At 72.5% G+C, this 16,268-nt stretch carries 14 protein-coding genes; 3 read left to right on the top strand and 11 right to left on the bottom strand.

Translation table 11 applies throughout. The features are described from left to right. On the bottom strand, positions 1–240 hold a 240-nt coding region (locus tag SGA01_RS41595), incomplete at its 3' end, for a hypothetical protein (protein ID WP_218037846.1). A 1,383-nt stretch (positions 241–1,623) separates the two neighbouring features. On the opposite strand from SGA01_RS41595, the gene SGA01_RS22795 reads away from it, so the two are divergent. Both SGA01_RS22795 and SGA01_RS22790 read left to right on the top strand, forming a co-directional pair. Further along, positions 1,624–1,887, top strand: coding sequence for a hypothetical protein (locus SGA01_RS22795; RefSeq protein WP_359095497.1), 264 nt, complete (start codon positions 1,624–1,626; stop codon positions 1,885–1,887). A gap of 582 nt (positions 1,888–2,469) precedes the next feature. After that, positions 2,470–4,125 (top strand): phosphodiester glycosidase family protein, encoded by a 1,656-nt coding sequence (locus SGA01_RS22790; RefSeq protein WP_229917545.1) that lies wholly within the window; start codon positions 2,470–2,472, stop codon positions 4,123–4,125. 30 nt (positions 4,126–4,155) lie between these two features. On the opposite strand, the gene SGA01_RS22785 is transcribed toward SGA01_RS22790, so the two are convergent. The 5 genes from SGA01_RS22785 to SGA01_RS22765 form a co-directional block, all read right to left on the bottom strand. Further along, the gene (locus tag SGA01_RS22785) at positions 4,156–4,818 is read right to left on the bottom strand and encodes a GAP family protein (RefSeq protein ID WP_055643701.1); all 663 of its coding nucleotides are present in this window, start codon (positions 4,816–4,818) and stop codon (positions 4,156–4,158) included. Between the two features lie 21 nt (positions 4,819–4,839). Beyond that, entirely contained in the window at positions 4,840–5,259 is a 420-nt protein-coding gene (locus SGA01_RS22780) for an SHOCT domain-containing protein (protein ID WP_141298269.1), read from the bottom strand. 126 nt (positions 5,260–5,385) lie between these two features. Then, positions 5,386–6,816: a DUF2252 domain-containing protein gene (locus tag SGA01_RS22775; protein WP_141298268.1), complete on the bottom strand. Its 1,431-nt coding sequence runs from the start codon at positions 6,814–6,816 to the stop codon at positions 5,386–5,388. 208 nt (positions 6,817–7,024) lie between these two features. Continuing rightward, complete coding sequence (locus SGA01_RS22770) at positions 7,025–7,351, bottom strand: carboxymuconolactone decarboxylase family protein (protein ID WP_141298267.1); 327 nt, start codon at positions 7,349–7,351, stop codon at positions 7,025–7,027. 31 nt (positions 7,352–7,382) lie between these two features. Further along, entirely contained in the window at positions 7,383–7,820 is a 438-nt protein-coding gene (locus SGA01_RS22765; protein ID WP_229917546.1) for a DUF7144 family membrane protein, read from the bottom strand. A 212-nt stretch (positions 7,821–8,032) separates the two neighbouring features. On the opposite strand from SGA01_RS22765, the gene SGA01_RS22760 reads away from it, so the two are divergent. Beyond that, a complete protein-coding gene (locus tag SGA01_RS22760; RefSeq protein WP_229917549.1) occupies positions 8,033–9,391 on the top strand; it encodes a hypothetical protein in 1,359 nt (452 codons plus the stop codon). A gap of 63 nt (positions 9,392–9,454) precedes the next feature. Here SGA01_RS22760 and SGA01_RS22755 read toward each other — a convergent pair whose 3' ends face one another. The 5 genes from SGA01_RS22755 to SGA01_RS22740 form a co-directional block, all read right to left on the bottom strand. Continuing rightward, on the bottom strand, positions 9,455–11,512 hold the full coding sequence (locus SGA01_RS22755) for a phosphocholine-specific phospholipase C (RefSeq protein ID WP_141298265.1): 2,058 nt from the start codon (positions 11,510–11,512) through the stop codon (positions 9,455–9,457). 188 nt (positions 11,513–11,700) lie between these two features. Then, positions 11,701–13,638: an HEXXH motif domain-containing protein gene (locus tag SGA01_RS22750; RefSeq protein ID WP_167534162.1), complete on the bottom strand. Its 1,938-nt coding sequence runs from the start codon at positions 13,636–13,638 to the stop codon at positions 11,701–11,703. Between the two features lie 20 nt (positions 13,639–13,658). After that, entirely contained in the window at positions 13,659–13,841 is a 183-nt protein-coding gene (locus SGA01_RS41165; protein WP_167534161.1) for a hypothetical protein, read from the bottom strand. An 83-nt stretch (positions 13,842–13,924) separates the two neighbouring features. Next, entirely contained in the window at positions 13,925–15,055 is a 1,131-nt protein-coding gene (locus SGA01_RS22745) for an effector-associated domain 2-containing protein (RefSeq protein WP_141298263.1), read from the bottom strand. Further along, positions 15,052–16,104, bottom strand: coding sequence for a hypothetical protein (locus SGA01_RS22740; protein ID WP_229917551.1), 1,053 nt, complete (start codon positions 16,102–16,104; stop codon positions 15,052–15,054). Before SGA01_RS22740 ends, SGA01_RS22745 begins: the two co-directional genes overlap by 4 nt. Positions 16,105–16,268 lie beyond the last annotated feature (164 nt).

Below are 16,268 nucleotides of genomic sequence, written 5' to 3'. Positions count from 1 at the left end.
CCCACAGGTTCTGCCGGCCCTGCCGGACCCGCAGGACCCGTCGGACCCACGGGGCCTGCTGGACCCGCCGGACCCACAAAGCCTGATCACGACCACGGCCACCACGGTCACGACGAGGGCGAGCAGGGTCACGGTCACGACGAGGGCGAGCAGGGTCACGGTCACGACGACCACGACCAGGGCAAGCCCCCGTGGGGGGCCGACTTCCTGCCGGGCAGCTTTGACGATGCTCTGGGCCACGTGCTTCCCCGCCATGCGGGACCGGCAGCATGGCTGCCTCCGCGGCCGCGCTGGTATTAAGTCCCCGCGTTCGCGGGTGGCGGCACATTGCACCCCAGCGTGCGTGGCGCTTCCAGATCCTCCTCATGGAATCCCGACCGAGTGGGGCGGCGAGCACGCCTGGCCAATTTCAGAGATCGCCATCACCCCCGGCGGAGGGTTCATCCTCTACACCGCGAGCCCCAAGAGACCTCGGTCGGAGAACGTGCAGCTCCTCTTGGTGTAGGAGGTCGAGCCCGGTAGCCCGAGGGCAGACGTAGGGCCGACGAAACGGCCATGAGGCTCCGCCCCCAGCACGGGGGCGGAGCCTCTGCGCGTAGCCGAGGCCGTGGGTCACGGCGCGGAGTCGCGGATCTCGTGGGAAGGCGTGCGGCGGTGCAGGAAGCGGCGTCTCTGCCTCCCGCAGCGGGCCCTGTAGTTCGTCGATCCGGGTGCGGAGGTCGTCGGCCAGGGCCGAGCTGGTGTTCTCCTGGATGCCGAGCGCGTCGAAGAGGGGCTGGATGTTCACGCGGCAGCCGTCCGAGGAGTGTGCCAAGTGGGCGTCACCCGATCCTGTTCCGGCCGCTCCAGCGTTCCTGGAGGCGCCGGATCCGCTGGAGGCGGAGCGGGCGGCGCTTGCGCGGATGGATCTGGAGATCGTTCCGGGTGGGGGACGGCGGCGCTGTCGCCGCTGTCCACGCCGGTGGTGCCGGCCGACGACGTGCGGAGTGATACCCGGTCCGCGCGCGACGATCAGCTCGTCGGCCGCGGGTTTCGCGCGGCGGAGGCCGCGGTCGGGACGTACGCGGACGTACCTGTGGTGCGCCTGGAGATGATCGGGTGATGGTGGCGAATTCGCCCCCCGACGCGCATCCCGACGCGACCGTGTTTCGCGATTCGATCGAGCCGGCGGGGCTGGGGCCAGCCGTGCGGGCGCGGACGCGGGCCGGCACGGGGCGCCATGCGATGTTGCTGCGGGTGCGGATCCAGAAGAACGCTTCCGGGCGGCCGGGGCCGGCGCCATCACGGGGCGGTATCCGGCCTCCTGGGATGTGAGGGTGGCTGGCCGGGGCCGGGCGGTCGGTGAGCGCCGTGGTACTCACGGAGGCGCCCATTCTTTTCGTGCGTACGTTGCTGTGGGTCACCGTAGCGAACAGGTGATCGGTTCGGCATCGATCTGCCGGTGGCGCCCGCTGCTGACGCGTGTCGACCGTGTTCTGGAGGCGACGGGAAGGAGCCGCTGATGAGCGTCGAGGCGATCATGCACACCGAGTTCCCCGAGGGATACACGGTCTTCTTCGGTGCCGACGGGAAGGTGATCATGACCGGCGCTACAGCTTCGAGGACGTCCTGCTGATCGCGGAGGTGGTACCCGTGTCCTCCGCTCGCAAGGACTACGACGACTGCACCGCCAAGTACGGCCGCTACGGCATCCCCATCTACCTCGTGGTGGACCCGTACGCGGCGGAGGTCGTCGTCCACACCCAGCCCACTGGAACCGGCTACATTGCGGCGCACACCCACAAGTACGGCACCGGCAAGCTCCCTGTCGACCTGGCCGACGGACGCACCTTCACCCTCGACCTGGACGAACTGCCCCGGCCCGAACCGGAGACCGGCGCGCACTGACGAGCACGCCGCTGGTGGCCGGGAACGAGTCGGCGCCCCAGCGGCAGATGGATTACGTAGCGCGACCGCCCGCCGGGTACACCTGGCGGGCGTGTGGACGGCCTAACAGCAGGCCCACAGAGTGATGGCGAGCCGCAGGCGGGCGGAGTCGACCTGAGATCCGCGGGTGCGGGGGAGCGCGGCGACAGCGGTGCAGCGAACGCTGCACGGTCCTCGATCGAGTGGGATCGAGCGGGAACGCAGCCGGATGGAATCGGATGGATTCGTCCGGCCCTTTGGCATCGCCGCAGGTGAGACGCGTCACCGAAATGGGTTCGAGTCCCACCCGCCCCACCACAGCCCGTGGCAGCAGGAAGGATTCACCTGCGCCACGGGCTTCGTCGTGTCCCACGGCGCACCGCCGGTGACTCGGCGTGTCGTAGCGACACGCCGACTTCACTCCGATGCTTCACACCGCGAAACGGATCCGGCCCGTGAGGCCGGGAGCGCTGTTTCCGCCGCCCAGGGCAACCCCGGGCCTCCGCCGTGCGTCCAGCCCGTGTGATTCGATCTTCTTCTTCCTCGTCCCGGAGAGCCGCGCGTGTGAGCGCCGCGCTTCTCGTCGCCGCGTCACCGCTGCTCGCCACCACGGCCACCGCCGAACCCGTACCCGACCATCCCGCGCTCGGCGCGGTCTTCCCGCTGGGCGACCACTCGACGCCGAAGACCGGGTACAAGGAGCTCACCCCCGGCGTCACCTACCGGGTGTTCAACCAGGGCGCAGCCAGTGACGTCTGGACGGTGTGGGTGCGGTTCGACGACGGGCAGGAGGTGACCACGGCGGAGAGCGCCGCCACGGCCCACGCGGAGAAGCTGCGGGCCGCCGCGTTCGGTGACGTCCGGGTCGTCCCCGTGAACTCGCCCGCCACGGCGGACACGTACGCCCAGACGTTCTACGGCGTGCACGTCGGCTCGTACACCACCGCGGCGGAGGCCAAGACCCTCCAGACGGAGCTGAAGGCCAAGGGGTTCACCGACTCCCGCGTGCTGTACACGGCCGAGACCGCCCCGGACAGCCGCGGCCCCTGGCAGATCCGGGTGATCACCGTCAGGCCGGACGCCAAGGTCGACCTGCGCGCCGAGCACGGGGCGAACGTCTCCGGCTCCGAGACCGTACGGCAGCTCTCCGCGGCCGCGGGTGCGCTGGCCGCCGTCAACGGCACCGAGTTCGACATCGAATCCACCAACAACACCCACTTCATGGGCTACGAGGGCGTCCCCCAGGGCCTCTACATGAAGAACAACGTGCTGCTCGGGGCCCCCAACAACGGGCGTACCGCGCTGCTCCTGAACGCCGCGGGCGGCCACCGCATCACCGAGGTCAAGTCCCGGACGTGGATCACCGCGCCGGACGGGAGCACGCGGGACGTCGACGGCATCAACCGGGTCGCGGGCCAGATCCTCGGCTGCGGAGGCGTCGGCGACGACTTCCGGAAGACCGCGAGCCTGGGCAACGTGCCGCGCCTCGACCCCTGGCGCAACGGGACCTGCTACGACCCGAACGAGATCGTGGTCTTCCGGCCCGAGTGGGGCGCCGATACCCCCGCACCCGCCAAGGAGTGGGGCGACGCGCCCGTCACCGAGGTCGTCATGAACGGCAACTGGGACGTGCTCTACCTCCGCGACGCCCCCGGACCGATACCGGCGGGCGGCCGGGTCCTCCAGGGCATCGGCAAGGGCGGCGAGTGGCTGCAGGCCCTGAAGACCGGGGACCGGGTCACCCCGCACACCAGCGTCACCGACATGGCCGGGACCCCGGTCACCGCGTCGGCTCTCGCCGCCTTCGGGGCCGGGACGCCCGCGCTGATGCGGAACGGTCAGGTGTGGCTCAACCCGGCCGCCAACGGGATGGCGCACGTCGCCTGCGCCCTGCCCGCCCCGGCCGCGGGCTGCCGCCCCAGCGGCATCCTCACCGCCCGCCACCCGCGCACCCTCGCCGGGATCTCCGCGGAGGGCCACCTCATGCTCGTCACCATCGACGGCCGGAACCCCCAGGCCAGCGTCGGTGTGACGCTGCCCGAGGCCGCCCGGGTGATGGAGTGGCTGGGCGCGCGCGACGCCGTCGGGCTCGGCAGCGGCGGTGACACGACCCTGATGGTGGAGAACTCCCTCTACAACCGGCCCTGGGACCAGTGGGAGGACACCGCGGCGCGCGAGCGCGCGGTGAGCAACGCGGTGGTCGTGGTCAAGCGCCCGTAGCGGGCACGGGGCCGGCGCGGTGCGGACGACTCACGTGAGCTCGTACAGGCTCCTGCCGACGAGCCACAGGCCGAGCAGAAGGCAGATGAGGACGATCGCCTGGTCCTTGTGACGGTGCATCCAGGCGCGCAGGTTCAGCAGATCGCGCTGGGCCTTCTCGGGCGCGAACACCATGTACAGCTCCATGGCCAGCAGACTGGCGGTGGCCAGGAGGCAGAAGCCGAAGAGGGCCAGGAAGGAAGCCGAGTGGGAGAGGTCGGCCTTCACGACCGTGGCGGCCGCGGCGCTGACCATTCCCCAGGGCTGAAGGAGGACGGCGAGTCCGGCCGCCGACCAGACCGTGGCCCGGTTCATGCGGGACGTCGGCGCCCCCCCACCCTCGTCGGACGAGGGCGGGGGATCGCCGCGGTGGCGCCGGCGCCGCCTGTGCTCGCCGTAGACGATCAGGCCCAAGCCGATGACCAGCATGGCGACCAGTGCCACGATCCCGGGCGGCGAGCGGGGAGCGGGCGGCTTTCCGTCCGTGAAGAGCAGGACCATGGCGATCACGGCCACCAGGCAGGCGAGCCAGGCGAGGATGAAGGCCAGCCCCTTGTACACCCCGCGGGGTGCGGACACGACCAGGACGAAGGCCATCCCCGGCAGCGGGTAGAGCGTGATGGCCAGGCCGATGAGGAACAGGTCGAGGACCATGGGGTACGCGCATCCGGCGCGTCAGGAGGCGAGGACCTTGGCCTTGGCCTGCGCGAACTCGGCTTCCGTGATCGCGCCGCGGTCCTTCAGCTCCGCGAGCCGGGCCAGTTCGTCCGCATGGCCGCCCGTGCCTGAGCCGGCGGTCTCCCGTACGTAGGACTGGAACTGCTCCTCGTTCTGCCGGATCCGGTTCAGCTCGCGCTCGCCCATGCCCTTCCCACGGGCGATCAGGTAGACGAACACGCCCAGGAAGGGCAGCAGGATGACGAACGCGGTCCAGCCGGCCTTGCCCCAGCCGCCGAGCTCGTCGTCGCGGAAGATGTCGCCGATGATGCGGAAGAGCAGCATGAACCAGAGGATCCAGAGGAAGATCATCAACATGGTCCAGAACATGTTGAGCAGCGGGTAGTCCACTGCCAGGTTCACCATCGAGTCCTTCATGTCCGAGCTCCTGCCGGTCGTGGCGGACCCCGGCTGTCCATTCGGAAGCCGTGATCCGCCGGGACGAACTACCTCCAGAGTGCGCCGAGGCGGAGTCCGCCGCACTCCGGACAGGACTGCCCGGGATCACCCCGTCGGCAGTTCCTCCGCCGGCAGCCGGCCGGCGCTCACGGCGTCGAGCAGGGCCTGGTGGTCGCGCTCGTTCTGGTCGGCGTAGGCCTCCGCGAACACGGCGAGCGCCCGGTCGAAGGAGTCACCGCCGCCCAGGTACGCGGCGATCGCGATCCGGTCGCCGGACCGCGCGTGCGCACGCGCCAGCGTGACCCCGCACAGGTCGCCGAAGGCCTCCATGTCCTTGGGGCGCATCCGCTCCGGCATGGCGATGCCCTTCCAGTCGCGCAACTGGCGTACGTAGAAGTCGCGCCGCCTGCCGTCGAACCCGTCCACGCGCTCCCAGCCGAGGAAGATGTCGCTGGTGGCCTGCATCAGCCGCTGGCCGGAGACGACGCGCTCGCCCTGGTTCCGGTAGGTGCTCGCGCCGACGTACGGGGCGAGCACCGAGGTGTCCGCCTCCTTGGCCTGGAGGAAGAGCGGGTCCTCGTCGTCCCGGCCGAGGAGCAGGAAGATCCAGCAGCGGGTGCCGACGCTGCCGACCCCGACGACCTTGCGGGCGACGTCCGCCAGCCGGTAGTCCGACAGGAGCGTGCGCCGGTCGGACTGCAGGGTGGCGCCGTACCTCCGCATCAGGTCGCGGAACTGGTCCTCGAGGGCGTTGCGCTCGAAATCGGGCATCAGATCGCCCGCGGGGACCAGCAGCGGGGGGTCCGCCGCGATCATGGGCCGGCCGTCGACCGTCTCGGTGAGCCTGTCGAAGGCCTGGAGACTGTCGCGGGTGCGGGCCTTCGCCATGGCGCGGGCCAGCCTCTTCCGTCCGCTCTTGTGGAGCTGGTCCGCGGCCAGGGCTTCGAGGCGGTCCGCGTCGATCTTCGCGTACCAGACGTCGATGGTGCGCATGCCCGCGAGACGGATCATCGCCTCGCGGTACGCACGGACCGTGTGCCTGACGATGCGGGCGCGCTCGGCGTCGTCGAAGCCGTTCGCCCGGGCGGCGATCACGAGACTCGCCGACAGGCGTTTGACGTCCCACTCCCACGGTCCCGGGAGCGTCTCGTCGAAGTCGTTGATGTCGAACATCAACCGCCGCTCCGGTGAGGCGAGGAGACGGAAGTTCAGCATGTGCGCGTCTCCGCACAGCTGGGCCGTGAGGCCCGAGCGGGGAGTGCCGGCCAGGTCGGAGGCCATGATCGCGGCGGCGCCGCGGTAGAAGCGGAACGGGGACTCCGTCATCCGGCCGTAGCGGATCGGGACGAGCTCGGGGACCCTCGTCGACGACTGGGCCTCCAGGATCGTCAGCGGGTCGGTCCTGTCGGCGGACGGCCGGTACTCGGCATGGCCCGACCGCGGCGAGCGGCGCCGGGCCTTCCTGCCGAGCGCCGCACGCTCCTTCGGGGTGGCGTGGCGCGCCGCGCGCATCGCCGTGGTCGCGTTCCGGGGCATCGGGACTCCTTCCGCCCGGCCCTTGCGCCGGCCGTGCCGTGGGAACGCCCGGCGCGGGAGCCGGGTGACGGGAGGGGCTCGGTGGCTCTCCGGTCACCCGCTCCGATGTGGGTCGCGCCGGGCGTCCGTGCCATGGAGTGGGATGAGATGGGATGGGATGGGGGGGTGGGGTGAGGCGTCGTGGGCCGGTGGTGTTCCGGCCGGAGCCTCAGCCCTCCGACCCCATCTCGGTGTCCGCGACGGCGATCGCGATGCCGAGCGCCGTGGAGATGTTGCCCGCCGCGGTCATGACGCGGGCGGTGCCCACGATCGGCGCGATGGCGACCAGCACGTCCTGCACCTGTTCCGCGGTCATGCCGACCTCGACGGCGAGTTCGATGTGGGCCGCGTAGGAGATCGGCGGGGCGTCAGAGGCGGCGAGGGCCGCGATCCGCGCGATCATGAGCATGTCCGGAGCCAGACCGCAGCGCTCGATCGAGTCGACCGTCATGGCGGCGAGGGTGTCCAGAACAGGGGTTTCCGAAGCAGTGGCCATGTCGTAGCCCTCCTGTGTGCTGTCGGGACCGTCAGTCGGTGGAGTGCGACCAGCTGGAGCACAGCGCCCAGATGATGAACACGTCGATCGCCAGCAGGGTGAGCGCCCACCACGGCTGGTACGGCAGCCAGAGGAAGTTGGCGACCGCGCTGAGGCCGGCCAGGGTGATGCCTCCCGCCCGCGCCCAGTCTGCGCCCTTGAAGAGGCCCACCGAGATCAGCACGAGGACGACTCCGAGCACGAGATGGATCCAGCCCCAGGCCGTCAGGTCGAACTCGAAGACGTAGTCGCCGACTCGCGTGTACACATCGTCGTTGGCGATGGCCGTGATGCCCTGGAGGATGCCCAGGACGCCCACGAGGGAAAGCAGCACCGCGGCGAACACGGTGCCCCCGCTCGCGAGCCCGCCGCCCCCGGACCGATGGCCCCCCGCGTTTCTCTGTCCTCCGGCAGGTGATTGCTGGCTCATGGACGTCACCTCGCATCTTGCGATCCGTTGCCCGGTGTTCCTTCCGAGTATCACCGCCGTCGGGGCGGTTCGCCCGACGGCGGCTCCAGCCGCCCGACCCGCCCCGGCCGCGGTCGGCACCCACCTCGGCGGAGCAACCCGGCGTGCGGCGCTCGCGACCGTGTGCACCTGATAGGGGGCAGGCAGTTTCTCCACAGTCGTCCGGGAGTGTCATGAGCACACCGCCTGAGCCGCCCCAGTCGCCACCGCCCAGGCCTCCGGGGCCGCCCGACGTCGCGTCCGACGACCCCGGCGCCCCGCCGCCGGGCCGGAAGGGCTCGCTCGCCGGGCGGATCGTGATGAGCACCGTCTCGGCCGTGCTCATCACGCTGACCTGCATTCTCGTTCCGGTGTCCCTGATCACCGTCTGGGTGCACGACATCGTCCTCGACAACGACCGGTACGTCTCGACGGTCGAGCCGCTCGCCTCCGACCCGGCGATCGAGGCCGCGGCCGTCGCGCGGATCGCAAAGGCAGCCGACGCCAGGGTCGACGGCTCGCAGGTCACGTCCGACATCGCGGCCTGGCTGGAGTCCCAGGGGCTGCCGCCCCGGGTCGGCAAAGCCATCAAGTCGCTGGGACCGCAGCTGGACTCGGCGGTCGACCAGGCCGTCACCAAGGTGGCGACCCGCTTCGTCGAGAGCGACCGGTTCGAGACCGTCTGGACCGAGGCCAACCGGTTCGCCCACTCGGCGGTGGTGCACGCGCTCACCGGCGAGGGCCGCGGCTCCGTGGAGGTCAAGGGCGGCACGGTCACGCTCGATGTGGGAGCCGCCGTCGAGCAGGTGAAGAAGGACCTCGTGGACGCCGGGCTCTCCCCGGCGGAGAAGATCCCCGAGGTCGACAAGCAGATGGTCCTGTTCCAGTCCGACAAGCTGGAGAAGATCAGGGACCTGGCCCATCTCCTCGACGTCGTCGGCAACTGGCTGCCCGTCCTCACGGTGGCGCTCGGTGCCGTCGGGGTGCTGCTCGCCCGTCGCCGCCGGCGGGCCCTGGTGACCACGGCCCTCGGGGCGGCCGCGGCCTGCCTGGTGTTCGCCATCGGCCTGGTGATCGCCCGCCGCTACTACCTCGACCACCTTCCCGAGCAGGTGCAGTCGCCGGCCGCCGCCGCGGCGATCTTCGACACGCTGCTCCGCTTCCTGCGCGTCAGCCTGCGCACCGCGATCGTCCTCGGGATCCTGGTGGCCCTCGGCGCCTACCTCTCCGGCGCCGGCCGCCTGCCGCGCGCCGTGCAGGGCACGGCCGAGCGCGCGGCCGACTCCGCCGCGGCCTGGGGCGACGGCCACGGGGTGCGCGCCGGAAAGGCGGGCGCCTGGGTGGACACGTACCGCCGCTGGCTGACCATCGGGGTGCTGCTCGTCCTCGCGCTGGTCTTCGCCCTCTGGAACCACCCGACGGTGCTCACCGTCCTGCTGCTGGTGCTCATCCTCCTCGTCGCCCTCGCCGTGCTCGCGCTGCTGGCGGCCAGCGGACGCGTGCACCACGACAAGGCCGACGAGGCCGAAGGGGCCGAAGGGATGACGTCGTAGGGACGAGCCGGCCACCCCGCCCGCCCGCCGGTGATCCGGCCGGCGGGCGGGGTCGCGTCCGGGTCAGTACGTCAGGATGCCCGGGTCCGTGACGCCCGGGGCGCCCGTCTCCACATGCCCCGCGAGGCGCCGGAGGTAGTCGGCGGACGTGTTCGAGGTGATCGTCACGTCGTACCAGGCGCGGCTGGAGGACAGATCGACGGTGTGGGTGACCGTGGCGCCGCGCGGGACGAGGACCGTCGCGGGGCCGCCCGCGTAGGCGTGGGTGACGGTGAGGCGGGCGTCGGCCGTTCCCGCGTTGGTGAAGGTGAGGTCCAGGTTGCCCGTGGTGGGGTTGTGGCGGGCGGTGACCTCGGGGACGGCTGTCTTGCCGGGGGAGCGGAAGTGGCGGAGGAAGCCGTTGGGGCCGTGGACCGTGAGGTCGGTGAGGCTCTTGGAGTACTTGGTGTTCCAGGTGTCCGAGAGGGACTTGCCCGCCTCGGTCGTGTACGTCCAGGGGGCGTCCGTGCGGTTGGCCGAGGTCACGTAGAACTGGGCGCCCGCCGAGGGCCCGCCGCCGAAGGACAGGCGGTACGTGCCGGCCGCGATGTCGGCGGCGCCGTCCACGTACGGGGCGTACCGCAGCGGGCGGGTGGGCTTGGCGCCCGGCTCCTGGCGGGGCATCGTGCCGGTGGCCGGGGCGGTGGCCGGGAAGTCGGGGTGACGGGCGCGGTCCGGCGGGTAGTAGCCGGCGGTCGGCGGGAGCGGGGCCGGCTGGGTGTTCGTCCGGGTGAAGTCGAAGGCCGAGGTCAGGTCGCCGCAGACCGCTCGCCGCCACGGGGAGATCTGGGGCTCCTGCACCCCGAAGCGGCTCTCCATGAAGCGGATGACCGAGGTGTGGTCGAAGGTCTCGGAGCAGGTGTAGCCGCCGGTGGACCAGGGGGAGACGACGATCATCGGGACGCGCGGGCCGAGGCCGTAGGGGCCGGCCACGTAGCCCGTCTTGCCGGGGAAGTGGTCCAGGGCCGTCGGGGTGGTCGACAGGCCCTGGGCCGCCGAGGCCGGGACGTACGGCGGGACGACGTGGTCGAAGAAGCCGTCGTTCTCGTCGTAGGTGATGAACAGGGCCGTACGCGCCCACACGTCCGGGTTCGAGGTCAGCGCGTCCAGCACCTGCGCGATGTACCAGGCTCCGTAGTTGGAGGGCCAGTTGGAGTGCTCGGAGAAGGCCTCGGGGGCCGCGATCCAGGAGACCTTGGGCAGCCGTCCGGCCTGGACGTCGGCGCGGAGGTCGGCCAGGTAGGTGTCGCCGTTCTTGACGCTCGTACCCGTGCGGGCCTTGTCGTACAGCGGGTTGCCGGGCTGGGCGTTCCGGTAGGTGTTGAAGTAGAGGAGCGAGTTGTCGCCGTAGTTGCCGCGGTACGCGTCGTTGATCCAGCCCCACGAGCCGGCGGCGTTCAGGCCGTCACCCGTGTCCTGGTAGACCTTCCAGGAGACCCCGGCCGCCTCCAGGCGCTCGGGGTACGTCTTCCAGCCGTAGCCCGCCTCGGCGTTGTTGAGGACCGGGCCGCCGCCCGTGCCGTCGTTGCCGGTGTGGCCGGTCCACAGGTAGTAGCGGTTCGGGTCGGTGGAGCCGATGAACGAACAGTGGTAGGCGTCGCAGATCGTGAACGCGTCGGCCAGCGCGTAGTGGAAGGGGATGTCCTCACGGGTGAGGTGCGCCATCGTGGCCTTGGTCTTCGCCGGTATCCACTGGTCGTACTTGCCCTTGTTGAAGGCCTTCTGCCCGCCCGCCCAGTCGTGGTTGAGGCCCTGGAGGAACTCCATGCCGAGCTTGGCGCTCTCCGGCCGGAACGGCAGGGTGACCTTCGAACCGTCCGACTGGTTCCAGACCGACTTCCCGCTCGGCAGCGTCACCGGGCGCGGGTCACCGAAGCCGCGCACGCCCTTCATGGCCCCGAAGTAGTGGTCGAAGGAACGGTTCTCCTGCATCAGGACGACGATGTGCTCGACGTCCTGGATCGTGCCGGTCGAGCCCTGCGCCGGGATCGCGGCGGCGCGGGCGATGCTCTCGGAGAGCAGGGTGAACGCGGCGGCTCCACCGGTCAGTTGGAGGAACCGGCGGCGATCGATGTCGGTCATGGGGGAGTTCTCCTCGAGAGTGCGAGCGGTCGTTGGGGATGCGGGTGCGCGCGCGGCCGGCCGGGCGGAGCCTGCATGCGAGCGCCCCAAGGAGAGCGCTCGCGACCCACGGCCGGAAGGCCGCCTCATGGCTGCCCGCCGTACGGAGGACGAACACCCCGCAGCCGCCGCTGTTTGTCCGGGACCTGTCAGGCGGGTCCCGCTGTCAGGCCCCCGGCCGCGGGGTCCCGTCCGGCAGGCCGGCCGGCGATGCCGGCCGCGAGCCAGTGGGCCAGCCGCCTCGGGTCGGCCGTCGTGCCGATGACGCGGAGCTCGCGATGGACCGCCCGGGGGAGTTCGGGGCGACGGAGCAGCGGGTGGGCGGCCGGGTCGGCGAGGGCGAGGGCCAGCACGAGGCCGGTCCACGCCTCGGGGTCCTCGGGGTCCTCGGCCACCAGACGGGCGTAGGCGTCGGCCGCGGCCGGGTCACCGGAGACCAGAGCCCGCTCGGCGGCCGCGGAGGGCGCGGGAGGTCCGCCGGGGGGTGGTGCGGCGCCGGGCTCCGGTGTCCCCAGCACCTGCCGGATCAGGCGGGCGCGGGCGTGGGACCAGCGGGTCGTGAGGTCGGGGACGACGGAGGACTCGGCGCCGCGGAGGTCGGCCGCGGCCCCGGTGACGAAGGCCCTGGCGAGCGCGCGCACGGCGTCCGGGGCGGGCACCAGGTGCCGGATCCGCCACTCGGTGCGGTGGTCCGTGGCGGCGAACCCCGCCATGGCGTCGATGCCCGGCCTGACCCGTCTGTCGGCCGTCCACGCGGGCAGCCGCGCGGCCATGCCCCGCAGGAACCGGCGTCCGTGGGCGGTCAGCGCGGGATCGGCGCCGAGGGTCTCGACGGCCTCCCGCGTCTGGCGCAGGCTGAGCGCGAACTCGAACTCGGCCGAGGCCCGTTCGGCCGCGGGCGCCCGGTCCAGGCGGCGGGACCAGAAGTCGGTGATCCCCAGGAACGCGTACGCGCCCTGGAGCAGACCGCTCAGGGGGCGGGGGTCGTCCCGCCAGGGGGCGTGGTGCCGCTCGGCGCCGTCGTCCCGCTCCAGCGTCAGCAGATGGAGCAGCGCGCCGAGTTTGGTGTGCTGGAACTCGTGGACCAGCGTGACGGCGAAGGTGACCGGATCCGGCGGCAGCGAGGTCAGCAGGCCGCCGAAGGCGTCCCCGGACGAGGCGCTGAGGACCGTCCCGGTCGAGGACGACTGCACGGGCGTCATGCTGCGCAGGCCCTCCGCGAGCGCCGCGGCCGCCTCCGGATCGCTGTCCTCCAGGAGGTCCAGCGCCAGGCCGAACCGCTCCCGCCAGCGGGCGGTCTCGTCCGGGGAGAGCCGGTGCGCGGGGAGCGGCTCGCTCAGGTCCCGGTAGGGGTCGATGTCGTCGAGCCAGACCCCCACCGGCCGTCCCGCCACGCGCGCGTGCAGCCGGTGCGGCCGCTGCCACGCCGGTCCGTCACCACCGGGCGGCTCGGGCGGCTCGGGCTGGGCGGGCTGGTCGGGACATAAGAGCGGGCCGGGCGGGCCGGTCCCGTCGGGCGGGCCCACGCACGCCCCGTGCGGGTCGACCGTCAGCCGTCCCGCCTCCACCACCACCTCCGCCGTCCCCCAGTGCGGGCGGTCCGGCAGCCGGGCGAGTCCGAGGGTGGGGAACATGACGCCGCCGTCCCGCAGGGGCACGGTGGTGCGCAGCGGCAGACCCGTGCGCAGCGCGGCGACCGCGCACACCGTGAAGACGTGCCCGAGGTCGGTCCAGAGGGGCCCGTCCCCCCAGGCCGTCCGCCGCAGCCGCCGCAGCCCGTGCCCCAGCCAGACCCCGACCTGCGGATGCAGCAGCAGCTCCCCGAAGTCCTGCGGGGAGCGCTCCTGCGCGGCCGCCAGCGTGTCCCACGCGCTGTCCACGTCCGGGAGCGGACCGAGCGCGCCGGGCGTCTCCGCGACGGCGTCGAGGAGCGCCCGGAGCAGCAGGAGGCGCCTGCTGTACTCGGTGGTCCGCAGGAAGCGGATCGTACCGGCGTCGCCCCGGCCCGCGGCCAGGGCGTCGAAGTGCGCCGAGGGAACGAGATGGTGCGGGCTACGGGCGGGTTCGTGACGTCCGTCGGTCTGCACGGATCTCCTCCCGGGGACCGTCAGTCGGCCCGCCCGGGCTGCCCGTCCCCCCCGGCGAAGTTGACCCGCGGACACTCGACCTGACGGAGCAGCCGCTCCAGCGAGCGGGCGTGCAGGCTCGGACTCTGCGACCGGAGGGCGGACAGCGGCATCTCGCTGAGATCGATCAACTCGGATCCCATGTACTCGTCGGACGCGTGCATGCGACAACCCCCTCACAGCCATGAACCCCGTTGACTTCATGATGGCGCAGGCAGGGGGGTTCGGGAAGAGCGTGATCCGCCGGTCAGCCGCCCGTTCCCGGCCTCAGCCAGCGGTCGGCCCAGTCCTTCAGATCGCGCTGCTCCAGGGAGCCCGGTTCGAGCAGGGCGAGCGCCTCGACGAGGGCGGCCAGACCCCCCGGGTGGCGCCGGCAGGTCCGCACGATGCTGATGATGTCGGGGCGCGGCGCCCCCATGCGGGGGATCGATCCGGCGAGGTCGGGGGACAGCATCCCGAGCACCAGCTGACGGTGGTCCCGGTCCGCCATGCTCGGCCATCCGGCGAGCAGGCCGATGAGTTCGGCGAGACCCGCGTCCGGCACCGGTTCCTCCAGGCGCCGGGTCGTCGGGAAGTCCAGCCGGCGCTCGTCGCCCGCCCAGGACCGGTGCCACAGCGAGGTGGGCCGCTGGCCGGTACCGGTGGACGGCCCGGTGGACGGCCCCGTGAACTGCCCGAGGACGGTGTCCGCGACCGCGTTCATGTCGGGCGGCCAGACGCCGCCGTCCGAGGCGGCCAGGGCGGCCAGCACGGCCCGGGAGAACGCCCCCGTCTGCCGTACGGGGTCGTTGACCGCCCGCTGCCCCGGGCGGGAGGCCAGCAGGACGAACTGCTCCCGGCCCGGCAACCGCTCGCCCCCGGACGGCAGTTCGGTGGGCAGGGAGCGGGCGAAGCCGAGGTCCTCGACGAAGGTCTGGCAGGAGTCCACCACCCAGATCTGGCGCCGGAAGCCCGGCAGGAGATCGGTGGTGAAGGCGGTCAGCCAGGCGTCCAGGTCCAGGTTCCGGCGGTCGTCCGGGCCGGCGTCGGCGTAGAAGAGCCTGCGGTGCCCCTGCGGGTCGGTGACGCCGTGGCCGCCCCAGAACACCCACAGGAGGTCGCCCTCCAGCACCGGAAGCCGGCGCGTCAGCACCTCCTGCACGGCCTCCCGCCCGGCGGTGTCCGCGGCGACGTCGACCTCGGGTCCGGGTCCGCCCGCGCCGGGCAGCGGATCGAGCAGCAGGAAGACATTGGCAGCCGGTACGCCGCGCCCGCGCAGCCAGCCGGTGAAGCGGCGGGCGTCGGCGGCGGGCCCCGGCAGGTCCCAGGACGGCCCGGCCGCGTACCGCTCCGCGCCGACGACGAGGGCGTACGTGCGCTCCGGCCGCGCCCCCGTCACGGCAGCTCCTCCGCGAGGAGGCGGTACAGCTCGGGGTTGCTCCAGTAGGCGCTGTGGGAGAGGGGGAAGGGCTGGCGGCTGTCGAGGGCCACGTCCCGGACCCGGTCGGGGAAGACACCCGCGCCGACGTAGCTGAGCAGGTCCCGCCGGTCGTACACGTTCAGCCAGGGCGGTACGTGACCGGGCAGCGACGCGCCGTGCTCCAGGCTCGGCAGCGCCCCCAGCTCGTACAGGAACGGCGCCTGCGAGCCGACGGTGACGAGCAGTTCGACCTCCGGCAGCGCCCGCAGCACCAGCAGGTCCAGCGAGGCGATCCCGCCGAGGCTGTGCGCGAGCAGGACGACCGGCGGCTCGGCGGCCCGGACCGCCTCCGCGACGACCTCGCGGATCGCGCCGCCCCGGGACAGGTAGAGCAGCACGTCCCCGGCCGCCGGATGCGCCGCGTCGGTGAGCGCCGAGCGCCGCTTCACCACCTGGGCGGAGGCCAGCCCGAGCGCCAGGCGGCCGGCGAGCCGCTTGACCCGCCGGGTGACGGGGCCGCGGTGCGTCCCGGCGCCGTCGGACGGGTCGCCGGGGAGCAGGGCGACGATCCGGGCGACGGCCTCGTCGCGGGCGGTGCCGTCGAAGACCGGTGCCGCACCCGGCCGCTCGGCCCGGCGGCGTACCGCCTCGGCCGTGAACGCCCGTGCCAGCGCGTCGGCTTCGGTGCTCGCGGCGGGGGAGCGCAGGAACTGGCGGCAGTCCGGCGAGGTGAGGACGGCGGCGACGGCGGCGGGAAAGTCCTCGCCGATTCCCGCGGCGTCCAGCAGCTCGCGCAGGCGGGCGTCCCCGGCGAGGGACTGGGCCGCCGAGGAGAGGGCCTCGCCCGGCGATACCGCGCCCGGGGCCAGCTCCGTCCGGGCCGCCGATTCCGAGGTGAGCAGGCGCAGTTCGAGCAGGGGGTCGAGATAGAGGAGCCCCCAGAACTCGACGTCCTCGTCGAGGCCGTCGGCCTCCGCTCCCGGGCCCCCCGCCCCCGGCAGCCCGCGCCCGCTGCCGTACCCCGGCACGGAGGCGCCGTTCGAACGGAGTGCCGATCCCGCGCTTTCACCCCAATAACAGGGAGTAACGGCGACTTCGGGCCGTAAGGGCCGCAATCCCTCCCGTACCAGCTCCAGGGTTCCGGTGAATCCCGGCTCGCGCACTCCCGTGCCGTGTACGAACAGCACCGTCG

It is taken from the genome of Streptomyces gardneri, from assembly GCF_006539185.1.
Lineage (GTDB): Bacteria > Actinomycetota > Actinomycetes > Streptomycetales > Streptomycetaceae > Streptomyces > Streptomyces gardneri.
This window is presented reverse-complemented; position numbering and strand designations above follow the sequence as displayed.

Bases quoted from the DNA above. Each gene is read 5' to 3' on its own strand.
- SGA01_RS22765 (WP_229917546.1), bottom strand. From the start codon at position 7,820: ATGAGCCAGCAATCACCTGCCGGAGGACAGAGAAACGCGGGGGGCCAT.
- SGA01_RS22780 (WP_141298269.1), bottom strand. From the start codon at position 5,259: ATGAAGGACTCGATGGTGAACCTGGCAGTGGACTACCCGCTGCTCAAC.
- SGA01_RS22760 (WP_229917549.1), top strand. From the start codon at position 8,033: ATGAGCACACCGCCTGAGCCGCCCCAGTCGCCACCGCCCAGGCCTCCG.
- SGA01_RS22775 (WP_141298268.1), bottom strand. From the start codon at position 6,816: ATGCCCCGGAACGCGACCACGGCGATGCGCGCGGCGCGCCACGCCACC.
- SGA01_RS22755 (WP_141298265.1), bottom strand. From the start codon at position 11,512: ATGACCGACATCGATCGCCGCCGGTTCCTCCAACTGACCGGTGGAGCC.
- SGA01_RS41165 (WP_167534161.1), bottom strand. From the start codon at position 13,841: ATGCACGCGTCCGACGAGTACATGGGATCCGAGTTGATCGATCTCAGC.
- SGA01_RS22770 (WP_141298267.1), bottom strand. From the start codon at position 7,351: ATGGCCACTGCTTCGGAAACCCCTGTTCTGGACACCCTCGCCGCCATG.
- SGA01_RS22785 (WP_055643701.1), bottom strand. From the start codon at position 4,818: ATGGTCCTCGACCTGTTCCTCATCGGCCTGGCCATCACGCTCTACCCG.